General features: G+C 70.8%; 15 protein-coding genes. 12 read left to right on the top strand and 3 right to left on the bottom strand.

Annotated elements, in window-relative coordinates; all coding sequences use genetic code 11:
- Positions 1-49: 49 nt before the first annotated feature.
- On the bottom strand, positions 50-532 hold the full coding sequence (locus tag VJ976_RS09865; protein WP_324100040.1) for a GNAT family N-acetyltransferase: 483 nt from the start codon (positions 530-532) through the stop codon (positions 50-52).
- Positions 533-631: 99 nt separating this feature from the next.
- Here VJ976_RS09865 and VJ976_RS09860 point away from each other — a divergent pair, with 99 nt between their 5' ends.
- Entirely contained in the window at positions 632-1,108 is a 477-nt protein-coding gene (locus VJ976_RS09860; RefSeq protein ID WP_324100039.1) for a group II truncated hemoglobin, read from the top strand.
- Positions 1,109-1,200: 92 nt separating this feature from the next.
- Positions 1,201-3,636: a DNA helicase PcrA gene (gene pcrA / locus VJ976_RS09855; RefSeq protein WP_324100038.1), complete on the top strand. Its 2,436-nt coding sequence runs from the start codon at positions 1,201-1,203 to the stop codon at positions 3,634-3,636.
- Positions 3,637-3,639: 3 nt separating this feature from the next.
- On the opposite strand, the gene VJ976_RS09850 is transcribed toward pcrA, so the two are convergent.
- A complete protein-coding gene (locus VJ976_RS09850) occupies positions 3,640-4,344 on the bottom strand; it encodes a M23 family metallopeptidase (protein ID WP_324100037.1) in 705 nt (234 codons plus the stop codon).
- A gap of 277 nt (positions 4,345-4,621) precedes the next feature.
- Here VJ976_RS09850 and VJ976_RS09845 point away from each other — a divergent pair, with 277 nt between their 5' ends.
- The 9 genes from VJ976_RS09845 (at position 4,622) to VJ976_RS09805 (ending at position 13,016) form a co-directional block, all read left to right on the top strand.
- Entirely contained in the window at positions 4,622-5,023 is a 402-nt protein-coding gene (locus tag VJ976_RS09845; RefSeq protein WP_324100036.1) for a cobalamin B12-binding domain-containing protein, read from the top strand.
- Between the two features lie 52 nt (positions 5,024-5,075).
- Positions 5,076-6,275: an ADP-forming succinate--CoA ligase subunit beta gene (sucC, locus tag VJ976_RS09840; protein WP_324100035.1), complete on the top strand. Its 1,200-nt coding sequence runs from the start codon at positions 5,076-5,078 to the stop codon at positions 6,273-6,275.
- Positions 6,276-6,292: 17 nt separating this feature from the next.
- Positions 6,293-7,180: a succinate--CoA ligase subunit alpha gene (gene sucD / locus VJ976_RS09835; RefSeq protein WP_324100034.1), complete on the top strand. Its 888-nt coding sequence runs from the start codon at positions 6,293-6,295 to the stop codon at positions 7,178-7,180.
- Positions 7,181-7,302: 122 nt separating this feature from the next.
- The gene (locus VJ976_RS09830; RefSeq protein ID WP_324100033.1) at positions 7,303-8,604 is read left to right on the top strand and encodes a DUF6350 family protein; all 1,302 of its coding nucleotides are present in this window, start codon (positions 7,303-7,305) and stop codon (positions 8,602-8,604) included.
- A 30-nt stretch (positions 8,605-8,634) separates the two neighbouring features.
- Positions 8,635-9,273, top strand: a complete 639-nt coding sequence (gene purN / locus VJ976_RS09825; protein ID WP_324100032.1) for a phosphoribosylglycinamide formyltransferase — start codon at positions 8,635-8,637, stop codon at positions 9,271-9,273.
- Positions 9,270-10,871, top strand: a complete 1,602-nt coding sequence (purH, locus tag VJ976_RS09820) for a bifunctional phosphoribosylaminoimidazolecarboxamide formyltransferase/IMP cyclohydrolase (RefSeq protein ID WP_324100031.1) — start codon at positions 9,270-9,272, stop codon at positions 10,869-10,871. Before purN ends, purH begins: the two co-directional genes overlap by 4 nt.
- Before the next feature lie 7 nt (positions 10,872-10,878).
- Positions 10,879-11,871 (top strand): DMT family transporter, encoded by a 993-nt coding sequence (locus tag VJ976_RS09815; protein WP_324100030.1) that lies wholly within the window; start codon positions 10,879-10,881, stop codon positions 11,869-11,871.
- 10 nt (positions 11,872-11,881) lie between these two features.
- Positions 11,882-12,742, top strand: coding sequence for a bifunctional methylenetetrahydrofolate dehydrogenase/methenyltetrahydrofolate cyclohydrolase (locus VJ976_RS09810; protein ID WP_324100029.1), 861 nt, complete (start codon positions 11,882-11,884; stop codon positions 12,740-12,742).
- A 16-nt stretch (positions 12,743-12,758) separates the two neighbouring features.
- Positions 12,759-13,016 carry a DUF3017 domain-containing protein gene (locus VJ976_RS09805; RefSeq protein ID WP_324100028.1) on the top strand — a complete coding sequence of 86 codons (258 nt, stop codon included), beginning with the start codon at positions 12,759-12,761 and terminating at the stop codon, positions 13,014-13,016.
- A gap of 40 nt (positions 13,017-13,056) precedes the next feature.
- Here VJ976_RS09805 and VJ976_RS09800 read toward each other — a convergent pair whose 3' ends face one another.
- Positions 13,057-14,049 (bottom strand): malate dehydrogenase, encoded by a 993-nt coding sequence (locus VJ976_RS09800; RefSeq protein WP_324100045.1) that lies wholly within the window; start codon positions 14,047-14,049, stop codon positions 13,057-13,059.
- Between the two features lie 165 nt (positions 14,050-14,214).
- Here VJ976_RS09800 and VJ976_RS09795 point away from each other — a divergent pair, with 165 nt between their 5' ends.
- Complete coding sequence (locus tag VJ976_RS09795; protein WP_324100027.1) at positions 14,215-16,449, top strand: NADP-dependent isocitrate dehydrogenase; 2,235 nt, start codon at positions 14,215-14,217, stop codon at positions 16,447-16,449.
- Positions 16,450-16,497 lie beyond the last annotated feature (48 nt).

Genomic DNA, 16,497 nt, shown 5'->3' with positions numbered 1-16,497 from the left:
AGGTAGTCGACTGTGGCTCCGGTCGACTGGGCGCGCCCCACGCTGGCCGTCATCGGGCCCGCGCCGCGAGCTCACCCAGCGCCGGTCCGGTCAGGCGTCGCGTGGTCCACTCGTGCATGGCCTCGGCGCCGAGATGGGCGTAGACCTCGATGGCGGCCGTGTTCCAGTCGAGCACGGTCCACTCCATGCGCGGATAGCCCCGCTGCTGGCACACCTGTGCCAGCGCGGCCATCAGGTCAGCGCCGAGGCCCTGCCCCCGGTAGGCCGGCCGAACGTAGAGGTCCTCCAACCAGATGCCGTGGCGCCCGGTCCACGTCGAGAAGGTCCGGAACCAGATCGCCGTACCGGCCACGACGCCGTCGACCTCGGCCACGAACGCGAAGACCGCCGGCTCGCCGTGGGCTGGGAACAGCGCCGTGAGGTAGTCCTCGTGGGTGCCGGTCGCGGCGTCCGGCTCGCGCTCGTACTCGGCGAGCTCGGCCACGAGGGCCAGCAGGGCCGGTACGTCGGCTTCGGTAGCGACTCGGATCACCGCCCCAGCCTAGGCGGCTCGAGCACAGCCGATCGTGTGGCCACCGTCTCGGCCGAAAATCGCGTGGGGAAGCGGACCCCGGGTGCCTACAGTGGTGGGATGGAAGACCACGTCGCGACGCCCGTGACCCTGTGTGACTGGGCGGGCGGGGTAGAAGCCATTGGTCGCCTCATCGGGGCCTTCTACGACCGGGTCGAAACCATCGACGTGTTCGACCCCGTGTTCCCCGGCGGCGTCTCGCCCGCTCACCGAGAAGCCGTCACGGCCTGGTGGGTCGAGGTCTTCGGCGGTCCCAGCCGGTACACGCAGGAGTACGGCGGCTACCCGAACATGGTGCGTCACCACCGCAACCTCCAGATCACTGCAGAACAGCGCGCGACGTTCGTCTCGACCATGAGTCTGGCTGCCGACGACGCGGCCCTTCCCGCCGACCCGGAGTTCCGTTCCGCCCTGCTCGCCTACGTGGAGTGGGGAACGCGTCTGGCCCTCGCCAACTCCCAGCTCGGTGCCACACCACCCCCGCGCGCGCCGGTGCCTCGCTGGGGCTGGGGCGAAGCGCCTCCCTATCAGCCGTGAAGCGCCCCTCCCGGACCTTGGTCGCGTGCGCGACGGGGTCGGGTCATCGAACTCGAAGCGCGGTCGGTGTTCCTGCCTAGACTGAGGGCAACATGGCCAGCCTGTTCGACGACCTCACCTTTCCCGCCCCTACCGGGGTCGACGACGCCGGGGTGCCCGTCTGGGCCCTCCAGGAGCGCGGGCAGGCGCCGCCGTTCGTGGACGGCATTGCGGGGGAGCGACCCCAGCACGCACCGACGACGGGCCTCTCCGACCTCCTGGCGGGACTGAACCCGCCCCAACGCGAGGCCGTGGTGCACGAGGGCAGCCCGCTGTTGATCGTCGCCGGGGCCGGTTCGGGCAAGACGAGGGTGCTCACCCACCGCATCGCCCACCTCCTGGACTCGCGGGGGGTGAGCCCGGGGCAGGTCCTGGCCATCACCTTCACCAACAAGGCGGCCGCCGAGATGCGTGAGCGGGTGGCCGACCTCGTCGGGCCCCGGGCGCGTGCGATGTGGGTCTCCACCTTCCACTCGGCGTGCGTGCGCATCCTCCGCCGCGAGGCCACCACGATCGGGATGAAATCCACGTTCTCCATCTACGACGCGGCGGACAGCCAGCGGCTCATGGCTCTGGTCATCCGCGACCTCGACCTGGACCCCAAGCGCTATCCGGCGCGAGCGTTCACCGCCAAGGTCTCTTCCGCCAAGAACGAGCTCATCGACGAGGAGACCTACGCCGGCCAGGTGGGCAACAACCACTACGAGCGCATGGTGGCCTCGGCGTACACCATGTACCAGCAGCGCCTGCGGGCGGCGAACGCGTTGGACTTCGACGACATCATCTCGACCACCGTGAACATCCTCCAGGCGTTCCCCGCGGTGCGGGAGCACTACCGCCGTCGGTTCCGGCACGTGCTGGTGGACGAGTACCAGGACACCAACCATGCTCAGTACGTGCTGATCCGCGAGCTGGTGGGCAGCGGCGAGCACGGGGAACACGACGCCGTTCCGCTGGCGGAGCTGTGCGTGGTGGGCGACGCCGACCAGTCGATCTACGCCTTTCGCGGCGCCTCGATCCGCAACATCGTGGAGTTCGAGCAGGACTACCCGCAGGCCCGCACGATCGTGCTGGAGCAGAACTACCGTTCCACCCAGACCATTCTCGCCGCGGCCAACGCCGTGATCTCGCGCAACGGCAGCCGCCGGGACAAGCGGCTGTGGACGGACTCAGGATCAGGGCCGCAGATCGTCGGCTACGTCGCCGACGACGAGCACGACGAGGCGTCCTTCGTCTCTCAGCGGATCGACGCCCTGGGCGACGAGCACGCAGTGCGCCCCGCCGACGTGGCGGTGTTCTACCGCACCAACGCCCAGTCACGGGCGTTGGAGGAGGTGCTGGTGCGCACCGGTGTGCCCTACAAGGTCGTCGGCGGCACCCGGTTCTACGAGCGCCGCGAGGTCAAGGACGCGTTGGCCTACCTGCGCGTGCTGGCCAACCCCGCGGACGACGTCAACCTGCGCCGCATCATCAACGTGCCCAAGCGGGGCATCGGTGACCGCGCACAGGCCTGCGTGGCGGCCCTGGCCACCCGGGAGCGGATCTCTTTCGTCGCCGCTCTGGGGCGAGCCCAGGACGCGCCGGGCATCGCCTCGCGGTCCGTCGCCGCGGTCACCGGGTTCACCTCGCTGCTGGAGGAGCTCGGGCAGGTGGCCGCAGATCCCGGGCGGGGAGTGGGTGACCTCATCGAGGCCATCCTGGACCGTTCGGGCTATCTGTCCGGCCTGCGCGCCAGTGCGGACCCTCAGGACGAGACCAGGGTGGAGAACCTCGCCGAGCTGGTCGCGGTCGGTCGCGAGTTCGACGAGAACTACCCCGAAGGTGACCTGGTCGAGTTCCTGGAGCAGGTCTCGCTCGTCGCCGACGCCGACGACATCCCCGACGGGGCGGTCGCGGACGGGAACGACCCCGACGCCCAGGCAGCGGCCGGAGGCGGTGTGGTCACCTTGATGACCCTGCACACCGCCAAGGGGCTGGAGTTCCCGGTGGTCTTCCTCACCGGGATGGAGGACGGCACCTTCCCGCACATGCGCTCCCTCAACGACCCGGGAGAGCTGGAGGAGGAGCGGCGGCTGGCCTACGTGGGCATCACCCGCGCCCGGGAACGCCTGTTCATCAGCCGCGCCGGGTCGCGGTCCGCTTTCGGCGCGCCGCAGTGGAACCCTCCCTCGCGCTTCCTCGACGAGATCCCCGCCGACCTGGTGACGTGGGAGCGCACGGACGCCGACCGCGCCAGCTTCGCCGGCCGAGGCAGCGCGTCGTCGCGCTCCTCGGTGGTCCGGCTCAACCCACGCGGCTCGGCCCGTAGCACCCCTGCCCCCACGGTGGCCTCGGTGAGTGCTGGCGACCGGGTGACCCACGACACCTTCGGGCTCGGAACCGTGGTGCGCACCGAGGGGACCGGTGACAACACCATGGCCCACGTGGACTTCGGCGAGACCGGCGTCAAGCGGCTGCTGTTGCGTTTCGCGCCGCTGGAGAAGCTCTAGCCGCTAGAGGATGCCGTGGCGCTTCAGCCAGGGGCGTGGGTCGATGCGCGTGCCTTGTGGTGTGCGCACCTCGAGGTGCAGGTGTGCCCCCGTGCTCCTGCCCGTGTTGCCGACATCGCCCACGCGAGCGCCCGCTGACACCTGCTGACCGCGCTCGACCGCGATGCGCGACATGTGGCCGTAGGTGACCTCGGTGCCGTCGGGCAAGCGAAGCGTGACGTGGTGCCCGAGCCCACTGCTGTAGTCGGTCGCGGTCACCGTGGCGGCGGCGACCGCGTACAGCCCTGCGCCGTGCGGGGCCCCCACGTCGATCCCGTTGTGCATCCGTCCCCACCGCGGCCCGAACTCCGAGGTAACCCGGCCCTGCACCGGACGCGTGTACCGGCTGCTCGCCGCCTCGTCGGAGGCGTCCTTCACCGTCGCCGCGGCCCTCGAGGTGGCCATCCAGGCCCCCGCGGAGACAGCGGTGGCCGAGGCGCGGGCGGCCCCGGCATGGGTGCCCAGCGTTCTCGCCGCGGTGCGCGAATGAATGCGGGAGGCCGACGTCGTGCTGCCCTCGCGCAAGGAGGCACGGGCCGCCCCGCCGAGAGGGCCGGGCCGGTCCGCACCGACAGCCAGCAGGGCCTCCGCGTGCTCACTGCCGCCTGAGGGGATCGACGGTGTGCCCCCGGAAGCCACCAACAGCATGGCCAGGACCAAGGCGGGCACGAGGCGGGACCCCGGGCGCAGCGCCGCTGTGTGGCCCGCATCGCGGTGCCGGCCGCCGTCGCGCGGTCGAGAGACAGGAGACATCAGGGTTGACCTCATGGACAGGGGAGGTGCCCCACCGTGGAGGGGAGCGTCGGGTCGGGTGCTGCTCGGCGAGTCACAGGCCGCCAGGAGAAACTTTATGATAACGCAACCTGATCGTGACCTCAACGTGACCATCGATGAGGGCGGAGCGCGACCCGCCCTCGCGGAGCGCGTCTGCGCTACTGTGCCTGGCATGACCTCCTCCCCGCTGCGTGTGGTCGTGGCGAAGCCCGGCCTGGACGGGCACGACCGAGGGGCCAAAGTAGTGGCGCGTGCGCTGCGCGACGCCGGAGTCGAGGTCATCTACACCGGTCTGCACCAGACCCCAGAGCAGATCGTGGAGGCCGCCATCGCCGAGGATGCCGACGCCGTGGGGCTGTCGGTCCTCTCCGGCGCGCACATGACGCTGTTCGCCAAGGTCATCGATCTGCTCCGGGCCAGGGACGCCGAGGACATCGTGGTGTTCGGCGGCGGCATCATCCCCCAGGCCGACATCCCGCTGCTCTCCGAGATGGGCGTCGCCCGGGTCTTCACGCCCGGCGCGACGACGAGCGAGATCACCTCGTGGGTGCACTCCGAGCTGAACACCACCTAGCGGGGTGCAGCCGATTCCAGTCCGCCAACCACCAACGATCGGGAAGTGACTCGTGGATCTTTTCGAGTACCAGGCCAGGGACATGTTCGAGGCGCACGGCGTACCGGTGCTTCCCGGTGAGGTCATCACCGACGCGAGCGAGGCCGAGGCCGTCGCCTCCCGCATCGGCGCGGACAGTGGCGGTGTCGTCGTGGTCAAGGCGCAGGTGAAGACCGGCGGTCGGGGCAAGGCTGGGGGAGTGAAGCTGGCCAAGAGCGCGCCGGAGGCAGCCACGGCCGCCAGTGAGATCCTGGGGATGGACATCAAGGGGCACACGGTGCACCGGGTGATGATCGCGGCGGGCGCCGAGATCGACCAGGAGTACTACTTCTCGCTGTTGCTCGACCGCTCCCAGCGCACCCTGCTGGCCATGTGCAGCCGGGAGGGTGGGGTCGAGATCGAGAAGCTGGCCGTGGAACGTCCGGAGGCTCTCGCCAGAGTCCACGTCGACCCTCTGGTGGGCATCGACGCCGAGGTGGCGGCCCGGATCACTGCCGAGGCCGGCTTCGAGGAGGAGGAGCGTGACGCCATCGCCGAGGTGCTGCAACACCTCTGGCGGGTGTACGAGCAGGAGGACGCCACGTTGGTGGAGGTCAACCCGCTGGTGCGGACCGCCGACGGCAGCATCATCGCTCTCGACGGGAAGGTCAGCCTGGACGAGAACGCGGACTTTCGGCACGAGGACCACGCCGACCTCGCTGACCAGGGCGCGAGCGACCCGCTGGAGGCGAGAGCCAAGGAGAAGGACCTGAACTACGTGAAGCTGGACGGCAACGTCGGCATCATCGGCAACGGTGCCGGGCTGGTGATGTCGACGTTGGACGTCGTCGCCTACGCCGGGCACGACCTCGGTGAGCAGGACGGCGTGACGGCGACCCCGGCCAACTTCCTCGACATCGGGGGCGGCGCGTCGGCCCAGGTGATGACCGACGGTCTCGACATCATCCACTCCGACGAGCAGGTGCGCTCGGTGTTCGTCAACGTGTTCGGTGGCATCACGGCCTGCGACGAGGTGGCCAACGGCATCGTCGGGGCGCTGGAACAGCTCGGCGACTCGGCCTACAAGCCTCTGGTCGTCCGGCTCGACGGCAACAACGTCGAGGAGGGACGCCGCATCCTCTCCGAGGCCGACCATCGGTTGGTGACGTTGGCCGACACCATGGACGGGGCCGCCCGCCAGGCCGCCGAGCTCGCCCTCAACCCCAGCCGCTGAGCAGTCAGGAGCACGCCATGGCGATCTTTCTCGACGAGTCCTCCAAGGTCATCGTCCAGGGCATGACCGGCGGCGAGGGCCGCAAGCACACCCAGCGCATGCTGCGCTCGGGCACTGCCGTGGTCGGCGGGGTCAACCCCAAGAAGGGAGGGCAGAGCGTCGACTTCGAGGACGACGTCTCGGTGCCCGTCTTCGCCTCCGTCGCCGAGGCCGTGGAGCAGACCGGGGCTGACGTGTCGGTGATCTTCGTGCCGGCAGCCTTCACCAAGGCTGCTGTCGTCGAGGCGGTCGACGCGCAGGTCCCGCTGGTCGTGGTCATCACCGAGGGCATTCCGGTCAAGGACACCGCCGAGTTCTACAGCTACGCAGCGGCCGGCGGCACCACCCGGATCATCGGTCCCAACTGTCCGGGGCTGATCAGTCCCGGACAGTCCAACGCCGGCATCATCCCGGCGGACATCACGACCTCCGGTCGGATCGGCCTGGTCTCGAAGTCCGGGACCCTGACCTACCAGATGATGTTCGAGCTGCGGGACATCGGCTTCACCTCCTGCGTGGGGATCGGTGGGGACCCGGTGATCGGCACGACGCACATCGACTGCCTGCAGGCCTTCGAGAACGATCCGAAGACCGAGGCGATCGTGATGATCGGCGAGATCGGCGGCGACGCGGAGGAGCGCGCTGCCGACTACATCAGAGAGCACATCAGCAAGCCCATCGTCGGATATGTCGCGGGCTTCACGGCGCCCGAGGGCAAGACCATGGGACACGCCGGCGCCATCGTCTCGGGCTCGTCGGGAACCGCGGAGGCCAAGAAGGAAGCGCTCGAAGCGGCAGGGGTCAAGGTCGGCAAGACCCCCTCACAGACCGCCGAGCTGATGCGTGAGGTCGTCACCCAGCTGTAGGCCCATCCCGGGGCCGCCGGCCCAGGATCTGGCGACCGCCGCGTCACCGTCCGGACGTGCTGTCGTGGTGCGCGGTGTGCCTGCGGCAATTGGCGCCTTCAGCCAGCGACGATGGGCCTGCTATGACTGTCCACGAGCGCATCATGACCGCCACCCGGCTCACCTCGGTCAGCAAGCCACGCGCCACGCAGGATGTCATCCGGTGGTGGGACCTGGCCCGGCTGCAGTCGTGGGCCAGTGCCGCTGCGGCGGCTGGGCTCGCCGCCCTCGTCACCTACCTCCTGGTCGCGGTGCCGGTGCTGGTGGCGTGGTTCGCGGACACGCTGTCCACGGTCTCGGTGTGGCAGGCCCTGGGTGTGGCCTCGGCGGGATGGGCCCTGGCACACCGCGGCGTGGTCGTCGCCCCTGAGGTGTCGGTCCAGCTGACCCCGTTGCTCTTGACGGCCCTCCCGGTGCTGGTATGCCGGTACGCCGCCCGTCACGTGCTCACCGACCCCGACGTCGGCTCGCGCCGGTCCCGTAAGGACACGATCAAGGGGTTCGCGGCGGCGTGGCGCGGCGTCCACGGGGCCGAGCTCGTCGCCTTCGTGGTGGGCTACCTGGCCACCGGGGTCGCGATCTGCGCCGTCTCCCGGCTGGGCGCGGCGGCGGCGTCGCTATGGCTGGCGGTACCCGGTCTGGTGCTCGTGCCGTTGAGCGGGATCGGCCTGGCGCTGCTCCGGGAGCATCGTCGAGCCGAGAACCCCACCATCGACCGTGCCTTGAGGTGGATGGCCCTGCGCGTTCCGGTGCTGGCGAGACGCGCGCTGAAGCCGGCCGGGGAGGCCCTCGCGGCGTTGGGCGTGCTGGCCCTGCTCATCGTGGTGGCCCTCCTCGTGACGCGAGGCAGTCGCATCGTCACTCTCTACGGGGCTCTGGACACCGGCACCGTCGGCGTCGGCGTCCTGACCCTGGGCCAGCTGCTGCTGCTTCCCAACCTGATGCTCTGGGCCCTGGGATGGATGGCCGGGCCGGGGATGTCGATCGGAACCGTCCACGTGAGCTGGCAGGAGACCACTACCGGCGACCTGCCACTCGTCCCCGTGCTGGCCTCTCTGCCCGAACCCGGTGCCCACCCGATGTGGGTCACCGTCGTGGCGGCCCTTCCCGTCCTGGTCGGAGGGTGGATAGGCCTGCGCAGTGCGCGCTCCGCCCCTCGACTGGCCTCCTGGTGGACCAAGGCCCAGGTCGCCCTGGCTGCGTGCGCGTGGGTCGCGTTCACGGTGCTGGCCCTGAGCTGGCTCGCGGCCGGCAGCATGACCCCAGGACTCATGGGAACGATCGGCACGCAGCCTTGGGGCACGACCGCCGCCCTGGGGGTCGAGCTCGTGGCGGGGTCTCTCCTGGTGCTCACCACGATGCATATCCTGCGCCGCCGCCTCTAGCGGGGGCGGCGGGGGGCTACGCTCTCATCCGTGCCACCCTCACCCCCCTCCCCGGTGCCCGCCGTGGTGCTGGTCTCGGGGAGCGGCAGCATCCTGCAGGCGCTCATCGACGCGTGCGACGACCCCGAGTACGGCGTCACGATCGCCGCGGTGGGAAGCGACCGGCCCGGGGTGGGCGGTCTGGTGCGAGCCCAGGGTGCCGGCATCCCCACCTTCGTCTGCTCGCCCGGTGACTTCCCCGACCGCGGGCAGTGGGACGGTGCGCTGGAGGCGGAGGTGAGCCGACACCTCCGGCAGACCCCACCGGACCAGCCTCGATGGGTGGTCACCGCCGGCTTCATGCGGCTCCTGGGCACGGCCGTCCTGGGCGCCTGTTCCGTGCTCAACACCCACCCCGCCCTCCTGCCCTCGTTTCCGGGGACGCGAGCCGTCGCCGATGCGCTCGCGCACGGCGTGAAGGTGACCGGCGCCACGGTGCACCTGGTCGACGAGGGCACCGACACCGGTCCGATCGTGGCCCAGCGTGCCGTCCCGGTCCGTCCCGACGATGACGAAGGGTCGCTTCACGAACGCATCAAGGTCGTCGAGCGGGATCTGCTGGTGCGCACGGTGCGGCGTGTGCTGACCCGCGGCTACGAGACGCACGACAGAAAGGTCCTCCTCGCGTGAACGCTTCATCCGAGTCCCGGCGCCCCGTGCGTCGGGCGCTGATCTCCGTCTACGACAAGACCGGCTTGGCGGAGCTCGCCCGCGGTCTGCACCACGCCGGAGTCAGGCTGGTCTCCACCGGCTCGACGGCGGCGCGGATCGCGGATGCAGGCGTTCCGGTCACCCCGGTGGAGGAGGTCACGGGTTTCGAGGAGTGCCTGGGAGGGCGGGTGAAGACCTTGCATCCGGCGGTGCACGGCGGCCTGCTGGCCGACCAGAGCAACGACGAGCACACCCGCTCCATCGCAGACCTCGGCATCGAGGCCTTCGACCTGCTCGTGGTCAACCTCTACCCCTTCGCGCAGACCGTGGCCGCGGGCACCGACGTGGCCGGGTGCATCGAGCAGATCGACATCGGCGGGCCGGCGATGGTGCGAGGCGCGGCCAAGAACCACGGCAGCGTCGCCGTGGTGGTCGACCCGACCGACTACGACGAGGTTCTGCGGGCGGTGGGTGACCAGGGCTTCACGCTGGCCCAGCGTCAGCGCCTGGCCGCTCAGGCCTTCCGGCACACCGCCACCTACGACACGGCAGTCGCGTCGTGGATGGCCGCCACGCTCGTGCCCGACCACGACGGTGCGGACGTGACGCCGGAGTGGGTCGCAGCGACCTGGGCCCGGTCGCAGGTGCTTCGCTACGGGGAGAACCCGCACCAGGCGGCTGCGGTCTATCTGACCTCTCCGGGAGGCCCGTTCGGGCAAGGGGGGCTCGCGACAGCCGAGCAGCTGCACGGGAAGGCGATGTCGTACAACAACTTCGTCGACGCCGACGCGGCACTGCGAGCCGCACACGACCATGGCACCGAGCCGACGGTGGCCATCGTCAAGCACAACAACCCGTGTGGCATCGCGGTGGGGGCGGACGTCGCCCAGGCGCACGCCAAGGCGCACGCGTGCGATCCCGTCTCGGCCTACGGGGGAGTAGTGGCGAGCAACCAGCCGGTCACCACCGCGATGGCCCGCGGGCTCGCCGACATCTTCACCGAGGTAGTCGCGGCGCCCGGTTTCGAGCCCGAGGCGCTGGAGCTGCTGTCGAGGAAGAAGAACGTGCGGCTGCTGCGAGTGGATGCCCCGATCACGTCGGCACCGGAAGGCCGCCTCATCTCGGGTGGGCTGCTCCTGCAGCAGCCGGACGATCTCGCCGCAGCGACGGACAGCGGCGGGGACGACCCGACGCGGTGGCGGCGGGTCGCCGGCCCCGAGGCCGGCGAGAGCACGCTGGCCGACCTGGCCTTCACCTGGCGCGCCTGCCGGGCGGTGAAGTCGAACGCGATCCTCCTCGGCTTCCAGGGCGCCAGCGTCGGCATCGGTATGGGGCAGGTCAACCGGGTCGACAGCGCGCACCTGGCCGTACGCCGGGCGGGCTCCCGAGCCGCGGGCAGCGTCGCCGCCTCTGACGCCTTCTTCCCCTTCGCCGACGGGCTTCACGTCCTCCTCGACGCGGGCGTGGCCGCCGTCGTCTCGCCCGGAGGCTCGGTCCGCGACGAGGAGGTTGTCGCCGCGGCCGACGCGGCCGGGGTGAGCCTGTACTTCACCGGCACCCGCCACTTTGCGCACTGAGCGGCCGGTGGCTCCACTCCTGCTGTTGGCCGGCGCCGTCGCCGTGCTCAGCGGCAGCATGGTGGCGTTGCAGGCCCGGGCCAACGGCCGGCTCGCCGAGCAGGTCGGCGCGTTCCCCGCGGCCGGTTTCAGCTTCTTCAGTGGGCTCGCAGCCTTGAGTCTGCTCCTGGTCAGTGGGCGCTTCCGGGCACGGCTGGCCCGTGTGCCTGCTGCTGTGCGCTCCGGGGGGCTGCGGTGGTTCCACGTGCTCGGTGGCGTTGCCGGCGGTCTGCTGGTGTCCACGCAGACGTATGCCGTGCCGATGGTCGGAGTGGCTGCCTTCCTGGTGGCCGTCGTGGGTGGCCAGGTGGTCAGCTCGCTGGTGGTCGACCGCCAGGGCTGGGGCCCTGCGCCTGCGCAGGCCCTGAGCCGTGCCCGCGTCCTCGCCGCCGGAATCGCCGTGGTGGGGGTCGCCCTCACCGCGACCGCCGGAGAGGCCGCCGGTGGGACAGCGCCCGGGGCCGGTCTGGAGGGGGCCGTGCTGCCCGTTGCCGTGGCCTTCACCGTCGGCCTGCTCGCCTCGCTGCAGTTCGCCTTCAACGGCCGGGTCACGCGGGCCGCCGGAGTGCCGACCGTGACGGCACTGATCAACTTCGCGGTCGGTGGGGCGACCGTGGCGTTGATCGGCTCGGTACTCGCCGCCACCGGCTGGCTCGCGCGACCCTCCGGCCTGGATGTGCCGTGGTGGGCATGGGCCGGCGGGCTCTGCGGGGTTGTCTTCATCACCGGAGCCGCGTGGGCCGTGCAGCACACCGGGGTGCTCGTCTTCGGGCTGCTTGCGGTCACCAGCCAGGTCGGCGTGGGTGCCGCGCTCGATCTGACCAACCCGGCGATGAGCGACCGCGTCGACACCCAGCTGGTGGCCGGAATGGCGCTGGCCGTGTCCGGGTCGGCCCTGGCCGGCCTCGCCGCTGCCCGCAGCGCGCGTCGCCGATCGGTGAGCCGGGCCGCGGCTGGCTAGAGTTGCGGCCATGAGCGCCACCATTCTCGACGGCAGGGCCGTGCTGGCTGACATCAAGGCAGAGCTGGCGGTTCGCGTCGAACACCTGGTCGACGCCGGCCACCGACCCGGACTGGGCACGATCCTGGTCGGGGAGGACCCCGGCAGCAGCTGGTACGTCGGGGCCAAGCACCGCGACTGCGCCGAGATCGGTATCGCCTCCATCCGGCACGACCTGCCCGCTGGCACTCCGGCCGCAGAGGTCGAGCGCTTGGTCGACGAGCTGAACGCAGACCCCGCGTGCACAGCGTTCCTGATCCAACAGCCCACCGGGCTCGACGAGTTCGCGCTGCTCTCCCGGGTCGACCCGGTCAAGGACGTCGATGGTCTGCATCCGGTCAACCTGGGCTCCCTGGTGCTCGGGGAGCCGGCCCCGCTGCCGTGCACCCCTGTCGGCGTGGTCGAGCTCCTGCGCCGGTACGAGGTGCCCATCGACGGCGCCGAGGTGGTGGTCATCGGCCGGGGCCTGACCGTCGGGCGGCCCCTGGGCCTCATCCTGACCCGACGCAGCGAGAACGCCACGGTGACGTTGTGCCACACCGGCACCCGCGACCTGGCCGCGCACCTGGGGCGGGCCGACATCGTGGTGGCCGCAGCCGGCGTGCCGGATCTGGTGCGCGCCGAGATGGTCAAGCCAGGTGCTGCGGTGCTGGACGTCGGGGTGGCACGTCGGGACGGCAAGATCGCCGGGGACGTGGCGGCCGAGGTGGCGGAGGTGGCGGGGTGGGTCTCGCCCAACCCCGGCGGAGTGGGACCGATGACCCGGGCCATGTTGCTGAGCAACGTCGTGGCCGCTGCGGAACAAGGGGCGAGCGCAGCCGGTGACCGATGAGCACCGGCGGTGGCGGGTGTCCCAGCCTCTGGGAGCGTGGTGGTTGCTCCCTGCGGGGCTGACCCTGTCGCTGGCCATCCTGCTGCTGGTGGGGCTGCGGCCCTTCGGGTATGCGATGGCGGCCACCGTGGCGGTGGCCGCGGTAGTGCGGCTGGTCTCACCAGGAGGCCGTTCGGGAGGGCTCATCGTGCGTTCGCGCAGCTGGGACGTGGCCCTGCTGGTGGCGTTCGCGGTCGCCACGACGGCGTTGGTCGCCACCCTCGTGATCCGCTGAGCCGCGAGCGGGTGCCCCCGGCGGCGAGACCGCGGTGCGGTCAGTCGATCAGGCCCAGGGAGCGCACGGCGTCGCGCTCCTCGGTCAGCTCCTCGACGCTGGCCTCGATGCGCTGCCTCGAGAAGTCCGGGACCTCGAGCCCCGGGACGATCTCCCACTGCCCCTGTGAGGTGCGCACCGGGAAGGAGCACATGAGGCCTTCGGGAATGTCGTACGAGCCGTCGGAGGGCACCACCATCGAGGTCCAGTCGTCGGCCGGCGTGCCGGTCATCCAGTCACGGGTGTGGTCGATGGTGGCCGCGGCCGCCGACGCCGCCGACGAGGAGCCGCGGGTCTCGATGATCGCGGCACCGCGCTTGGCCACGGTCGGGATGAAGGTCTCGGCAAGCCACTCCTGGTCACCCACCGCCTCGGCCGCGTTCTCCTCGCCGACGCGCGCGTTGAACAGGTCGGGGTACTGGGTGGCCGAATGGTTGCCCCAGATAGTCATCCGGCTGATGTCGGTGACCGGCCGGCCGGTGCGCTGCGAGAGCTGCGCGACGGCGCGGTTGTGGTCGAGCCGGGTCAGCGCGGTGAAGCGCTCACGGGGGATGTCCGGCGCGTTGCTCAGGGCGATCAGGGCGTTGGTGTTGGCCGGGTTGCCGGTGACCGCCACGCGCACGTCGTCCGCGGCGTGGTCGTTCAACGCCTTGCCCTGGCCGGTGAAGATCCCCCCGTTGGCCTCGAGCAGGTCGGCTCGCTCCATCCCCTTGGCCCGAGGGCGGGCTCCCACCAGCAGGGCGAAGCTGACGCCGTCGAAGACCACGGTCGGGTCGTCGCCGATCTGCACCCCGGACAGCAGCGGGAACGCGCAGTCGTCGAGCTCCATCACCACGCCTTCCAGGGCCTTCAGCGCGTCGCTGATCTCCAGCAGCCGGAGCTCGACCGGCGTGTCGGGCCCGAACATCTCCCCGGACGCGATGCGGAACAGCAGGTTGTAGCAGATCTGGCCGGCGCCGCCGGTGACGGCGACCTTGACGGGGGTGCGGTCCACGAGGATCCCTTTCGGGCGGGTCTTGTTGCGGTCTGTTCGCACCGTAGCAGCGTCGAGGCGGGCGATCGGCCGGTGAGCCAGCCCGTTCCGGGCGGCCAGGCGCTAGCCTGATCGGGATCCGACGACGCCGCCCCGCCCGCCGCATACCAGGAGCTGTTGCACCCCATGCCGACGATCACCTATACCGTCACCGACGAGGCGCCCATGCTGGCGACGCACTCCCTGAAGCCCATCGTCGAGGCGTTCGCGGCCACCGCCGGAATCGACGTCGAGACCAGGGACATCTCGTTGGCCGCCCGCACGCTCGCGGCCTTCGCCGACGTCCTGCCGGAAGGTCAGCGCGTGCCGGACGCCCTGGCCGAGCTGGGCGAGATGACCAGCTCGCCCAGGGCGAACATCGTCAAGCTGCCGAACATCAGCGCCTCCCTGCCCCAGCTGAAGGCGGCGGTCGCCGAGCTGCAGTCCCAGGGCTACGACCTGCCGGACTACCCCGAGTCCCCCAGCGGGCAACAGGAGCAGGACGCCCGTGCGCGCTACGACTCGGTCAAGGGCAGTGCGGTCAACCCGGTGCTGCGCCAGGGGAACTCGGATCGCCGAGCGCCGGCGTCGGTGAAGAACTTCGCGCGTTCCCACCCCCACTCCATGGGGCCGTGGTCGGCGGACTCGAAGAGCAACGTGGCCACCATGGAGGACGGCGACTTCCGGCATACCGAGAAGTCGGTCGTGATGGAGGCCGCGGACACCCTGCGTATCGTGCACGTCGGCGAAGGGGGCGCTGAGAGCGTGCTCAAGGACGGTATCGAGGTCCAGGCCGGCGAGATCGTCGACGCTGCGGTGATGCGGGTCCGCGCCCTGCGCCCCTTTCTGTCCCAGCAGGTCGACCGGGCCACCGAGGAGGGCCTGCTGTTCTCGGTGCACCTCAAGGCGACGATGATGAAGGTCTCCGACCCGATCATCTTCGGGCACACGGTCAGCGCGGTGCTGCCGGAGGTCTTCGACCGCTACGGGGACGAGATGGCCTCGGCCGGGCTGAGCCCGAACCACGGGCTGGGTGGTGTCCTCAGCGGCCTGGACGACCTCGAGGAGGAGACGGCCGCACGAGTCCGGGCGGCCATCGACGAGGGGCTGGAGCAGGGCCCGGACCTGGCCATGGTCGACTCCGACCGCGGCGTGAGTGGACTGCACGTTCCCAGCGACATCATCATCGACGCCTCGATGCCGGCCATGATCCGTAGCTCCGGGCAGATGTACGCCCCCGATGGCGCCATGGCGGATGCCCTGGCGGTGATCCCGGACAGCAGCTACGCCGGCGTGTACCAGGCCGTCCTCGACGACTGCCGGGCGCACGGGGCGTTCGACCCGGCCACCATGGGCTCGGTGCCCAACGTGGGCCTCATGGCCCAGAAGGCCGAGGAGTACGGCAGCCACGACAAGACCTTCGAGGTCGAGCAGGCCGGCGTGGTGCGTGTGCTCAGCTCCGCCGACGACGTGCTGCTGGAGCACGAGGTCGGTGAGGGCGACATCTGGCGTGCCTGCCAGACCAAGGACGTGCCGGTGCGCGAATGGGTGGCGCTGGCGGTGGCGCGGGCGCGGGCCACCGGTGCGCCGGCCGTCTTCTGGCTGGACGAGGACCGCGAGCACGACGCGCACCTGGTCAGCAAGGTGCGCGAGTACCTCGAGCACGAGGACACCGAGGGCCTGCAGCTGGAGGTCATGGCACCGGTGGAGGCCACCGGGTACACCCTGGGGCGGGTGCGCTCGGGCGAGGACACCATCTCGGTCACCGGGAACGTCCTGCGTGACTACCTGACGGACCTGTTCCCCATTCTCGAGCTCGGCACGAGCGCCAAGATGCTGTCGGTGGTGCCGCTGATCTCCGGCGGCGGGCTGTTCGAGACCGGCGCCGGCGGGTCCGCACCCAAGCACATGCAGCAGCTGCTGTCGGACAACCACCTGCGATGGGACTCCTTGGGAGAGTTCCTTGCCCTCGCGGTCAGCCTCGAGCACCTGGCCCAGGCCACCGACAGCCCGGCCGCCGCCGTGCTGGCCGCAGCCCTGGACCGGGCCACCGAGCGCCTGCTGTCGGAGGGCAGGTCCCCGAGCCGCACCATCGGTGAGATCGACAACCGCGGAAGCCACGTCTACCTCGCTCTGTACTGGGCACACGAGCTCGCTGAGCAGTCCGAGGATGCTGACCTCGCGCAGGCGTTCTCGGGCACGGCTCGCGACCTCGCCGGGCACGAGGAGCAGATCGTGGCCGAGCTGCGCGAGGCGCAGGGCCGCACGGTCGAGATCGGTGGCTACTACCACCCCGACAAGGAGGCGACGACCTCGGTGATGCGCCCCTCCGCGACCTTCAACCGCATCCTCGGCGAACTGCACGAACCCGACGGCGTCTAGTCCGGCGCCCATCGCCGCCCGCCGGTCGGTATACCGGTCACGGCAAGG

This window comes from Ornithinimicrobium sp. (assembly GCF_035267225.1).
Classification (GTDB): Bacteria; Actinomycetota; Actinomycetes; order Actinomycetales; family Dermatophilaceae; genus Ornithinicoccus.
Note: the sequence above shows the minus strand (reverse complement) of the source record. Positions and strands in the feature narration are given on the sequence as shown.